This window comes from Paenibacillus sp., from assembly GCF_031177825.1.
Classification (GTDB): Bacteria; Bacillota; Bacilli; order Paenibacillales; family YIM-B00363; genus Paenibacillus_AE.
The window spans coordinates 60,346-73,256 of the sequence record NZ_JAPSKE010000006.1 but is presented as its reverse complement, the minus strand read 5'-3'; the positions used below and the strand labels follow the sequence as shown (position 1 = coordinate 73,256).

Annotated in this window: 6 protein-coding genes; all 6 read right to left on the bottom strand. The window is 44.0% G+C overall.

The annotated features are described in order from the left end of the window. Positions 1 to 356: 356 nt before the first annotated feature. The gene (locus tag RIN49_RS09160) at positions 357 to 2,786 is read right to left on the bottom strand and encodes a DUF2357 domain-containing protein (protein ID WP_309119869.1); all 2,430 of its coding nucleotides are present in this window, start codon (positions 2,784 to 2,786) and stop codon (positions 357 to 359) included. Then, positions 2,758 to 5,520 carry an MrcB family domain-containing protein gene (locus tag RIN49_RS09155; protein WP_309119868.1) on the bottom strand — a complete coding sequence of 921 codons (2,763 nt, stop codon included), beginning with the start codon at positions 5,518 to 5,520 and terminating at the stop codon, positions 2,758 to 2,760. Before RIN49_RS09155 ends, RIN49_RS09160 begins: the two co-directional genes overlap by 29 nt. Before the next feature lie 622 nt (positions 5,521 to 6,142). Then, the gene (locus RIN49_RS09150; RefSeq protein ID WP_309119867.1) at positions 6,143 to 7,399 is read right to left on the bottom strand and encodes a Wadjet anti-phage system protein JetD domain-containing protein; all 1,257 of its coding nucleotides are present in this window, start codon (positions 7,397 to 7,399) and stop codon (positions 6,143 to 6,145) included. Next, the gene (locus RIN49_RS09145; RefSeq protein WP_309119866.1) at positions 7,392 to 10,790 is read right to left on the bottom strand and encodes an ATP-binding protein; all 3,399 of its coding nucleotides are present in this window, start codon (positions 10,788 to 10,790) and stop codon (positions 7,392 to 7,394) included. Before RIN49_RS09145 ends, RIN49_RS09150 begins: the two co-directional genes overlap by 8 nt. Continuing rightward, positions 10,787 to 11,434 carry a DUF4194 domain-containing protein gene (locus RIN49_RS09140; RefSeq protein ID WP_309119865.1) on the bottom strand — a complete coding sequence of 216 codons (648 nt, stop codon included), beginning with the start codon at positions 11,432 to 11,434 and terminating at the stop codon, positions 10,787 to 10,789. The genes RIN49_RS09145 and RIN49_RS09140 overlap by 4 nt, the downstream gene beginning before the upstream one ends. Next, entirely contained in the window at positions 11,415 to 12,830 is a 1,416-nt protein-coding gene (locus RIN49_RS09135) for a Wadjet anti-phage system protein JetA family protein (RefSeq protein WP_309119864.1), read from the bottom strand. Before RIN49_RS09135 ends, RIN49_RS09140 begins: the two co-directional genes overlap by 20 nt. Positions 12,831 to 12,911 lie beyond the last annotated feature (81 nt).

Here is a 12,911-nt window from a genome sequence, read left to right as displayed (position 1 = left end):
GGACTAGACCGCGATATGCATTTAGTATGCATCGCGGGCTAGTCCAATGTGTTCCCTTCGAAACTTTATTGAACAGAGTAACACTATGGTACAAATCTATCTCTTAGGCTAAAGTAGTTAATCACCGGCCGATACGAAGCCGCCGCCGCATGTTGGAACTCTTCGACTACAATTAAGTCGAACTGACCCGGTGCGAAAGACTCGTCATGACTTTTTAAAGTTCGACAGCGTCGATTCGACTTATTTCCCGGGAATTTATTTAAAGCGACATTACTCCACCCATTCTCCTCGCGGAGCCTTGTTGTACATCTCGGATAATATCTGTCCGAAATACTTAGCATTCATGCTAACCCTCCCTACGAATCACTTGTTAACGAGTGCGAAATATCAATCCCCAACACCTGCTTCGCAAGATCCGCGTAGTCGTTGTCCAACATGACCTTAACCTTGCCCAGTCGGCGCTTCTCTCTCCATTCTTTCAGTTGCTCCTCCGACTCTAGCCTCAACTCGGCTACATCTTCCGCACGATCAAACATATACTTGCTTGTCAGCAAACATCTGTAGATACTCTGCCCACCTAGTGCAATTGCGGTACTGCGCCTCTCCCAGTGTTCAACCTTGAAATACACATAAAGCTCCTCTGCACGAGCCGGATCCGCAGGCCGCTCCAAAATCTCTTTTCTCTTCACAATCTTCCAATCGGTAATCTTCCCAAACCAACGGATACCGGCATCCTCGTCGAACTGCTTCCGTGACTGGCTCAAAGCCACATATTCCAATTGCGTCAGAATCTTATGATCCTTCAAGTTAGAAAGCGGAATATGATAGAAGCGCTCACTTAATGCGACTTCCAACTGTCCAGTCTTCATCGACCCAACGAGCACATTCTTACCGGCATATTTGTTCTCATAATAGGTCGCCGTCCCCCGGGGTCGGGTGGAGCGTTCGTACGCCTTCTCCGGACTATCCAGGATTAGCTCGTCCAAGAACGCCTCGACCAGCCCAGTCGAATTCGGGAGGAAAGGAAGCCCACCCACATTCACTAGTTTTATACTCTTATAAAAACGATGCTCCTTATACTCCTCTTCATTCCCGTATGGAAAAAGGACATAAGCTCCGAACATGGTTCGCTCGAACTCCGCCGATCCCTTCGACTGTTGAACAATAGCATCCCGGTACCGGTGCATCGTATTAATATCATCCTCTACCGGACCTGCACGACCATATTTTTTCTGATATGGAGACGACTCATAGGCTGGATCAATCCGGTACTTCGCATCGAACACGTATTTATAGATTTGCGGCTCATGATCCGTGTCCTTCTTCCACAAGGTCAGGACGTTATCCGGCACCTGTGCCAGCGTGGGAAACTGTTGATCCTCCGGCATACGGTTGTAAAACAAAGTAAACCTCTCCCCGTTGGCCGGGTTCACATACTGCATCGTAGCCTTCCGGGTCTTATCCAGCGTGACGAACAACCCACCGCGGTTCACCCGAACGACATCTTGGCTCACCAACCGATACTTTTTCCCCAGCAAATCGTTAAGCTTCAAGAAACACCAATACTCATACAGCTGGGCAAGATCCTTCATCGAAATCTGATAGAGCTCCCCTTGAATCGACAGCCCCTTCATCAGAATGAGGTAGAGCCGATAAACATCCTTATACCCAGGGGCCATCTGCAGCACTAAGGAAATCGTAACATTACGAATCGAACCGACATCCCTAAGGTAATCCGCCTGCAACAGCTGCCGAATCTGCGATCGCATGGAAGACAGGGGCTTCAGCGCCGTAAGATCCTTGTTCTTTTCCCTCCGCTTGATCTCCGATTCAATACTTTGCAACTTCCCCTGGATCCGCTCCAGCACCCACTTCAAGAAACGATTCTCGTTCGTATCGTAATTGACGACCCGTTTCGTCTCCAACAGCTTCGTTGGGAGATACATTTTCCCGCCACTATGAATGAACCCATTCGCTGGCGACTCCGCCAAGAGATGCGTATTTCGTTGCAAGAATGTGATGTTATTACGCCCGGGACGCTTAGCCTGAGCGCTATTCTTCACATGGACATCCTTCGTTAAGTTATGGTAAGGAGCGGTCTGGATGAGATCATACGCCTTCACCAACTGCCCGAACACATGCGAAATCAGCGTGAAGAATTCCGTTAAGCTTTGCGAGGCGGTCTCTTTCAACGCCGTGAGATGGTACGTCTTCCGCAAGAAGTCGAAGGTTAAGTTATAGATCTGCCGGTTCACATCCTCCAACAGCAGTTGGTAATCCTTCCGATAATCCAGCTTCGTCGGGAACACTTCGATTTCCACAGTTAATGCGGGGCTCCCATCCACCCGGATTTGAAAATCCGTGAAGCCCACCTCATTCTGGAAGCTGATCATCCCCGCGGCGACGTTCTTCCCATGCTTCTTGACGGCTTGTCGAATATAACTATTTTCATGATGGAAAATGATCTCCCGATCACACTTGCTCTCGATGATGATTTGATAATGTTGCGTCTCATAGAACAGCGGAGGCACCTTCTCGAGAAACCCATCGACCATCCCACCGGTTTCGACGGAATACACCTCAAGCTGTTCAATGTCGAGATCCGGGAGACCCTTTTTCACCTGAAAATGACACGGCTCCCACACGCCAGACACCGTCCGGTGTAGCTGGAACGCCTCCACAGTTGGATGCACGGGTTTGCCGGTAATATAGAAATCGAATAGATTCGTCTCGATCTTCACAAGATGCTTCGGTTGATCACGAGACCCAGAAGGAAGTGAATCCATGCTCTTCAAGCCTCCGAATCATGTAGGCGATTTTCCTAGCACTCTGAGGGTAGATAGCCTTCGTAGTCGAAGAGCCCTTAAGCCATTGCTGATAGTACTGCTCGGGTTCCATCAGCATGTCTTCGAGTGACTTCTTCTGATCCGTGCAGATCCGCAGCAGCCCCAACAACACCCTCAACACGGATTGACCTGTCCCCTGAATACGTGGAAGGATCTTCTGCAGGATTTGGAAGTCAAGCGCATCGTTTTCCGGCATCAGCTGGAACTTATCGTTGTAGATGAGATAGTAACATATCGCATCCCTCACCCGAAAACCGACATGCGCATTAATCTCCTCTAAGATCTCATTGATTCCGACTAAAGTTTCCGTTGTATTCTGAATCAGCGCTTTGTGCTCCGCGTATGCATCGATGAGCTGTAGAAAGTCGCTTCTAAGGAATGCTGACGGCTGCGGGACAGGGCTAGAGCTCGTTGTAAGCTCGAAGTCCGGGAAAGAAGCAAGCTGAATGAAGTTGAACTCGATTGTATTCGCCCGGTCCAATACCTTCTTGCTGAACGGATGCGTCGTCTCGTCCATATTGACGGTGCCTACGATAAAGAGATTTTCAGGAATCATTAGGTCCGAAAATGTTTCGCCAGCGCCATTCAGAGAGCTTGCCAGAAGATCCTTCGAAACGACGGTGTCGGTTACAATACGACCGTCCTTCCAACGTTGCGTTTCGAGAATGGATAGGATGTCGCTGAAATAATGCTCAACACGCGCTAAGTTCATCTCATCCAAACAGAGAAAATACGGCTTTTCCTTGTTCTCAGGTTCACTTGCACGGAGAATTAATTCAGTCAGTTTCCCCGGTCGGAAAGTCATGCTCAAGTCTGTATAGCCAATCAGATCGGCGGGGTCGCTCCAGTCCGGTCGGACTGGGATCAGTACGAATTGTCCATTTTCCTCCGTAGCTCCAACAGCCTCAGCGAACAGCTTGATCAGCTTCGTCTTGCCCGTACCCGATATGCCTGCAAGAATGGTAAACGGTTTCGTCTTCAGGGAGAGGTAGAAGTTCTCGATCATATTCGTTGGGTAATTGAAACCCTTACTTTTGATAAAGGCGTTGATTCGTTGCAGTCTCTCACCTACCGTTAACTCCAACACAACCCCCTCCTCTTGATCGTTTAGCCAATAGTAATTTCGACCTTCTTTCTTAATAAAATGAAGGTCCTCCAACCAGTTCAACATAAAGATGGAACGATTCCGCTGGGTCACTTCATTCCATTGACCGGCCATACCAAGTGCAGTAATAAAAGGGAACGTAAACTCCTCTAAGGTAAATTCACTCAGTTCTTTTACAATCTCTATCGCACGTTTTACACTTTCCGTTAATCGACTTTGATAAGCTTTGATCTGATTCCGAAAAAGCTCTATTTGATTTCCACTTAATTTCCACGGATCCGCCAAAAATACTGATGTATATATATTTCCGACATCAGTTAATTGGAACGATATTTCCGATATGGTGATAAACCCAAATTCTTGAAGTGCACGTCCTAAGTGAGTGACTCGTTCCTTCGGGTGCTTTGCTTCATCTCCCGACTTAAGTACAGTATCTTGGTTTTTAACTAGTTCCTCGATGAGTACTTCTGAGCGATCGGACAAATATTTTAAAATCCCTTGGAACATATGTAACCTGGCTATCGTGTATGGAAACGCAGGTTTAACGAAATCATTGCCAGATTTGCTGTTCAGTACGTGGTCCACATACAGACTGTAATTATCGACAAGATTTTTCAGGTCATTTTCCAGTTGGACGTCATCCGGGATATGGTCACGTTCATATTTATAATAAGCCACCGTTGATACCTGATAATCTCTTCCTAACCCGCCCGAAGCCAGGTGGATTTGGTCATCCTTGTGTAAACCCTCAAGGGGAAGCAGCTCTCGCAACTCTCTGGCCTTATCTCTCAAATACCGGTAGGCTTCTGTTTTGCTTTTACTTTTCTGCGGCTCTGTAACCCCTTGTGCCAATGTCAAATAAACCGAACTCATATCCTCGACAAAGAGGTAAACAATATACTCTCCTCGTTGAGTAGAAGTCGTAATTCTACGGTCCATGATAGCAATCCAAGGAACCGTTACCCAATTTCCTTGTCCAACCGAGGCCTGTACTTGAAGATTATCATGAATAAACGGTAGCGACCTCAGACCATTTGGTACTTCCCTCCGGACAAACGCCCCAAACTCGTTGTTTTTAAATGGTTCTCTCTTCTCTTTCTCGTAACTTGTTAATATTCTTGTTAAGGCATCCCTAATTGAATAAGTTCCTTCACCTGGGTCATGACTTTGATAGTAACGTTCAAGTTCGTGATTGGCATAATCACTTAATTCAATGATCACATCGTTATCCCAGCTTTCGTAAAGTTCACGATTAAATCCAATCGTCTGGGTTCCGGGAATATACTCAATTATCTCAGATAGTGCATTTATTGGTGTAATAATGATATGTTGTACCTGGGAAGGCGACATACTTACCCATTGTTGAAAACCATTCGGAGGCTGATCAACTGGTCTTCCTGATTCTTCTCGCTCCTTGAAATGAGAAAGAAACCTTTCTCTGACGTTCACAAAGGAAACTTCTCTTTTACCGGAAATGTTCATTTCAATGAGAAGTGAAAGGACAAGGACCATCTTGTAGGATTTTTGTCTTGATGTAAATATGTTGGAAAGCTCTTTCGGCAAGGACATAAGAAAACCACCTTGTAGCCATAGTTGTTAGGAATAGTTAATCACCTAACACAATTCGACAAAGTGGTTTCGGTTCCTCTATAATTTAAGGTATATATGAGATTAATTAATTTTTCGCATTGTCACTAGCCAAGTTGTCAATTTCTCAGCGAACTCTAGCATACCTTTGTTCAACACAACTGCTTGTTAGCCCTTTCAGTCGATTCATACATCACCAACTATTCCGCGTTAGATTGCCCGCCTACTATAAAAAGCACGTGTAAGACCCGAACGTTTGCATCTCCCTCGATGGTTTCCCAGACCGTACAGAATAAGCTCCAGTTGGAATCCGCTGCAATTCATTGCGAAGATCGAGGAACGCCCGTTGCAGCCGAACTTACAGCGGCATCCGTTTCCGGCTCCCCACTGCGGTCTCCAACCCCAGAACACATCCGGACAGCGTGGACGGAAACACTGTAAAATTCCTCTCGTCACCCTCAGCTCTGCGAGCAGCTATAACTTCACATACACGTTGTGATAGTTCCCGATCATGTCAATTACCGCGCAGAACGACTTTTGCTCCGACAGCCGGATCCACCACCCGATCTACTGCGTGAACAACATAACCGGCTGCCGCAAGCAATTAATATAACCTTTGGTCTGTCAACATTGCTTCCTGCTCCAGTTTAATACGTTTTTCAATCATGTAACTAATGCAGTCTTGACAATCCTCAAGTTCTTTTCGTAACTTCAAGCTGTCAAGTTTCTCAAGATACTTTGGCATTACTGATGCTGTCAAAGAAGAATATTTTATCAATTCCGACTTATTCATTCGGTAAGGAATGACATTTTCCTTAACTTCCCTCCTCAATCTTGCTAAAATGGAAAATCCTCCGTAATCGATGTCGCTCCAATGATACCAGTTGCACGTGTCTGGTATGGTATTCGCAATGCGTTGTAAAAATTTCCTCTTTGCCGGACTGAATTGCCCTCCGTGGAATACAACCAGTTCATGTTCACTTTTTTGCTTATAGATGTACTCAATGTAGTTGGCACGATTTTCGATAGTGATCACACTTTTTATTTCAGGAGAAACTTTTAGGTGTCCTCTTTCGAAATCTGTTGTACTCACAGTAATACCAAAAGTTAACGGTGAAAAATCTACGGCTTCATTACCAAAAATGATGATGACATGTCCACAAAACTCCATTTGCTCGGGATACTTAGAAATTCCTATTTGTCTAAGAAGTCCATCTTCAGATTCATCTACGGAATCCAAGTATTTTGACAATATGCCAAGCAGCCGAGTTTTAACCGTTTTCTCAAATCTTTTCGAATCACCGAAACATTGTATCGAAAAAACGCGTTCCAGTATTTCTACCTCGCCCAATTGTTCAATAAAACATATTGCACGAATGAGATCTGTGCGCTCTTTTTTGTCCGCGGGCAGCCTGATTCCAATTGAGCGTCTGATAGAAATAGTTTCATAAGCATCGGCTAGGAACTGCTTGGCCCAGTCATTTTGGACAATTTCCATGGCATCCAATAGTTCAAGGCACACATCGTCTATTTCATCACCCTTTGGCTTTCTTTCGATCAGGGCATATGCTGCGGATAAATTTTCAATATTCAGCCAAACTTTTGCAATGATGTGGTTTTCTTCTCCCAGCATCCACTGATAGGAAACGAGCTGCTCCTCATTCAATGACAGTACCGCATTATTAATCCTCGTACGTTTTTCAAACTGTTCAATATCATATTGGGGGAAATCCGTCTGCCCACCATCGTATAATTTCAACATGATTCGGCGGGAAGGCCGTTTCCTCTCAGAAAAATAACTACTGCGTTCGTATTTGTCTAGTAATGCTGCTATTAGCTGGTGCCTATACCGTTCATTCATACTCTAGGTCCTCTAGCTTCCTAGGATCAAAGCTGCGAACACATGCCAGCTTGCCTTCACGTAACACAAGTAGGTTCCTGTCAACGAGAGTGGCTATATCTCCTATTTTATCGGGTGGCGCAGAAAGCACCACTTGAAAATTGAATTGTCGCAATAGTTCAACGCTACGCACGATGCGCTCGCCGTCCATTTTAGAAAAAGCTTCATCAAACAAGATTATGCGAGATGTGTTCGCAATCTTATCCCTACCAACCCGATATAATTGAGCAAATGATGCCAATACAGCTATATAAAATGGCGTCTGTGTTTCGCCGCCCGACTTTTTACCTAGCGTTTTCGAAAGACGCTGCGATTCGCCCTCACTATTCATAACCTCCAAATCGAATGACAGGTATGTGCGATAATCTGTAAAGGCTTGAACACGTTTTTCATAATCTTCGCGTTCCTGTGATTTGGATCCAGTTCCTTCATTCGTTATGATGGCGAATAGTTCTGCTATCTCGTCCTTATATTTTGTATTAAACTGATCGGACAATAGATTGTATCCACCCTCTAGCAGCATTGGATCAACGATCATATCATAATACCGCTTATATTCAGGCTTGGGAATAATCCGAAATCGATAAGTATCCTCACCAAAGGAACTTCCACCTAAAGCATTATTGAGTCCGTCGATTTGTCTTTTGGCGTCATTAATGTTGTTTTGCAAGCGGCTTAAAAAATCCTCCTGAAACTGCTCAAAGGCTTTGTTTCGTGTGTCCTCGATACTTGACAGATACTCCGGGAGCTTATTATCGCTAAGCTCGAGCCACGCGTTGTCGTAAGTTTCATTATGCATGGCATTAATATCGTAACCCATAAGATATTTTTCGTTGTATTGTCGACGCAAGTTTCGCAACTCGTCCCACATCGCAGTTCTGGCGTTTGTTGAGCGGCTGAGCTCTCGCGGAAAAGCCCTTTCAATATCGACAGCGCTGCCTCTACTAAGTAACTCACGTTCATATCTCTGTTTCCCGGTATTTCCCAGCCATTCCGTATCGAAATGTTCGAATAACTGCTTCTCCATGGCATAGAGTTCTTCGGACAATTTCGGTATCATCTCGTCCTGACATACTCGCAAGCGTTCTTTGATGGTGCTGCACTGGTCTTTATATCGGTCAATTTGTTCACGCAACGTATTCAACATTTGATCTAAGCTCCGAATACGCTCCTGTAGGGCTTCAATAACGCTCTTATCAACGGACTTCAAATCGTGCTTCAACTGAGTAATATCCCGCTCAATCTCCGGAATCATCCCGACGTTTTTCGCGGCTGATACTATTTGTCCGACTTCTGATATACTCATGGAAATTAGGCTGCTCCCCAGTTGGAAGGCAGTCTTGATGGAAGAGCAGACGCCTATTTTATCGGTTAGTCTTGCAATCTCTCTTCTCACATCTTCCAAACGCTGCCGAATCGCGCCTTGACCTATGGCTGGTTTCGCCCATCTTTCCGGATTCATAGCTCTTACAACGAAATTCTGATATATCATCCCTTCGTCAGTAATTGATGTTCGATGCCGACGCAAGTCACCGACACGGTCACACTTTTTCACGCGGCCGAGAGTATAATCCAAAAATAGTCGTACATTTGCATCATTGGTGTCTAGTTCTTCTGCTAAACTACCGGGGTCCGCAGTAGGTTTTAATTTCTTAATACTTTCAATATCTACAATACCGGTTCCATAAATACTACGCTTTCGTTTGATTTCGTCATACACATGCAGCGCAGTGTCGAAATGTTCAGGAGGGATAATGAGATAAAATTTTTGCGTATGTAGGTACCCTTCGATGACATTACGCCAGCGATTATTCCTTATTTCCGCCGCTTCCGCCACGATGACGACTTTGACAGTTGTCCCCGTTTTAGCACGTAATCGCCCTGATACCGCTTCCTTGAGATCCAAAACATCCTGCGGGAAGCGATACACGCCGCTCTCAAGGGATTGCAGCTCTGTCTGTAACATTTTTCGTTCATCAGCAATCTTCTGCTGTTCTTCGGAAAAACGGGAAACGAGTCCACCGGACTCTATTCGCATTGCATCCGCAGCTTCTGCGATATGGATAAGCCCTTCCTCACCAACTGACAAAATAGCTTCAGCATCACTATTGCCGATTGTTTCAAAATTGACAAAGAATTCTTGTACTTCAGCAACCAAATCATGAATACGAGTAGTCAATAAAGGGTTCAGAGAAGAAATATCGATTTCATCTATCTTCCGAATCATTCCACTCAAATTTATACGCCACGACGCCACGCATTTTGCAAGCATTGCCGAGGTCCTGTCATATTCATTCTGTAGTTCGTCTTTTCGTAGTTCTTTTTCTTCAATCTGCGCCTGAAGATGTTTCAAGGTTTGAGTCTGCTCATTATTTAGATATTGTGCTTGTAAAATATCACGTTTTTCCTGCATTAATATTTGCCGTTCATTTTCCGCTTCCAATGTACCGTTCAGAGCGAAAACCTGCGCTGTATATTCTGCTGCTTTATTCTTTTCAACTTCAAGGGCCATCATTTTGATATCAGCCCGAGCACGGTCAACTAAATAAGAATAGAGCATTTCATTTTGTTGGTGAGTTACAAAACTTTGATGAGCAGTAACAATTTGATCAAGCAAGGCAATACGATCTTTAAGTACATCGGCTTCTTGTTCCAATCTTTTATAACTTCTAATATTCTCTTGCATACGGCTGACATCGACGGTTTGCTGCGTATCGCATACGAATTCGGAAATAAACTGCTGGATGTCCACATCCGGATTAAACGAAACAGCTTTTTTCAACAGTTGCCCGAAGCGATCACGCAATCCACCTAGTTTTCCATACAGATCATTCCTGAAGTCCCGGTTTACATCAGTGGTATAGCTATGTCCTGTATATTTTTCCTTGATATAAGTCCTAAGAGCTGTAATATCCATCGGTTTTCGGTTAACGACGAGTGCATTGGACGGTATGGATCCATCAAATCGGAAGAACAGTTTTTGCATGTCATTTTCCGAGTAGGTATCAAAGCAACACCCAGCAGTAAAATATTTCTTCTTTTCCTCATCATAAAACTCTATTGCAATATAACTTGTAAAACGACCGTCTCGTAGGTATTTGAAACCAGAGTTCTCATCATCCCCCAATTCGCCACGTAAATACCCGCTCAAAGTTCGATTCCCGCGTCCGCTAGCAGCTTTGTTAAAGAAACTGCCACTCGTATCGGCCAATAGCAATAACTGAAGCGCATCCATGATTGTCGATTTTCCAGAGGCATTTTTGCCGGTCAGAAAATTCACTTTTTCGAACTCGATCAGTTCATGTACGAAATAGTGCCAATGAATCAGCAGTAGTTTAGTCATCCTTTTCATTCCGCATCCTCCTGTCCCGTCTCCGTCTTGTCGACATCATCTTTGCGAAGTTCCTCTAATTCTGCCATCATATCATTGACTCCCTGATTAGAGACAATAGACAAAATGGATGGAAGAATGAGAATTTGGTTGCCTTCGCTGTTCCATGCAGAAGTATCCATCTTTTGTATTATGTTATAATGAGCAAGTGTCCTCTGAGCATCAATACGTTCTTTTTGAGTCGTTTTCCCTTTTTCCAGAAGCCCCAGCATCTGCATTTTCTCTACGACCGCCTGAGTTTCCGTTTTCACAGTGTGGAAACTGCTCGCTTGTTCTCGTTCTTCCTCATATATGAGACGACATGTATATAGAAAAAGTGTAGTGAATCGATCGATTCTTAAGCGATTGTGGTCGTAAATGTTGATTAAGGACATAATGCCGTAATGGTCGTCTTTCTCAAGCCGCCAACCCGTAACTGCAAAATAATCCCGTAAGACTCCGAACAAACGTGACGCATTCTGGTAATCATAGCTAGGCAGTGTCATTTGCTGCGATGGCTGATATTCATATCGCACCATATAGGTGTGGGATAGCAGATAATTCGCAAGACGTCTAAACTCGCCCTTCTCGTAACTGGTAAGTGCTTCATATTTCTCGCTCCACATGATGCTTTGCCTCCTTTCTGCTTATTATCAGATTCGGAATGCTGTATCCATTTCTCTCATGGCGTCCTTCCTTCATATGAACCTTATAAGCCATACCACGTTCATTAGCGCGGACAATAGCTAAAATCAGTAAAATAAAATCTGTATCGTTGTCAACTGGGATCGTTTCACTACTGACTTCATTGTTTCCCGAAGCAAATAGGCTGTCTACATAGGCTCGTATTCTCGCCACAGGATAACCCTTTTTAATATGTTGCAACATGCCGTCCATTGCCGAATCGGAAAACGTTTGATTATCTGATATTTCTAGAGGGTTTGCATTGACTCTTCGACTGCGAACATTTTTATGATAAAGAGATTTTCCATCTAAAAATTCTTGACGATTGACTCGAACATTTCTTTCAAGCATCTCGCCAATTTCACTTCGTACTGTGTCCGTGGATTGTGCATACGCCTTCAACAATTCAACTAGTTTCCCCTTGATACTTTGGTCGGCAGTCATCAAGTACTGGATTTTGTCTATGGAGCTTTTGGTATAGGTACTGTGCTTTCTATCGATTTCGTTTACGATACCGCCTACAGACTGATATACATCCAATACATAATCAATCAAAGATATAATCTCCTTATTAGCTTCTTCGTGACTTTCATACCTTCGTATAGTCATTGCTCTTGAACGCATGCTATCCATAATGTCCTCATCCGCAAGAACATCTGACAAAATTTCTTGAATAGGCGTCATATATCGATGAATGGAATCCATCGTTTTAATAGGATGATAGATGCGGTCCGACATTCGTTTATATTCTTCGAAATGATTTTTCAGGAGTAAATTCACGTCGCTCTGCTCTTGGATCCGTCGCAAATAACTTCGAATACCATGATAGAGACCTTTTAACTCGTATGTAAGACGTTCTGTGTTTGCCTTCGCCGATAAAACCGCCTCGTACATTTGTCCTCGGTGTTCATTTTTTGCTTGTTTGAGACTGGAATACGTGGCAAAAACGAGAGAGTTATACTCGTGCAACGTGTGATCGTTCAGTTCACTTAAGAGCTTCATTACTTGAATGGCGTAATCCCGCGGTGTAATTATTTCAATGAACGAACCGTCCAGAAACTCTTTATCAACCCAGCCCGTTTTTACCAGTCGAGACAAGATCAAACGCGCCTTAACATTTGGTGTTAAACTGCCCTCCGTGGCATCGTCATCTACTTCGGGTGTAAAGGCCTTGCCTTCAATCTGTGCAATTAAAGAAGTAATATAGTCATCCACGCGTATATTGAGTTCGTATTTAAACATCTGATGTAAGAGTATAATCGCATCAAGGTATATTTCTTTGTTTCCAGATGCAAGTACGGAAAAAAAGCTTCCGGGAATGGTGTCAAATAGGCTCATTTTTTATACCTGCTTTCTAATACTTGGTATAGATACAGTATGGTTCAACTTGTTTTATGTCATAAATTTTTTTATGAAAAT

Bases quoted from the DNA above. Each gene is read 5' to 3' on its own strand.
- RIN49_RS09160 (WP_309119869.1), bottom strand. From the start codon at position 2,786: ATGGATTCACTTCCTTCTGGGTCTCGTGATCAACCGAAGCATCTTGTG.
- RIN49_RS09155 (WP_309119868.1), bottom strand. From the start codon at position 5,520: ATGTCCTTGCCGAAAGAGCTTTCCAACATATTTACATCAAGACAAAAA.
- RIN49_RS09150 (WP_309119867.1), bottom strand. From the start codon at position 7,399: ATGAATGAACGGTATAGGCACCAGCTAATAGCAGCATTACTAGACAAA.
- RIN49_RS09145 (WP_309119866.1), bottom strand. From the start codon at position 10,790: ATGAAAAGGATGACTAAACTACTGCTGATTCATTGGCACTATTTCGTA.
- RIN49_RS09140 (WP_309119865.1), bottom strand. From the start codon at position 11,434: ATGTGGAGCGAGAAATATGAAGCACTTACCAGTTACGAGAAGGGCGAG.
- RIN49_RS09135 (WP_309119864.1), bottom strand. From the start codon at position 12,830: ATGAGCCTATTTGACACCATTCCCGGAAGCTTTTTTTCCGTACTTGCA.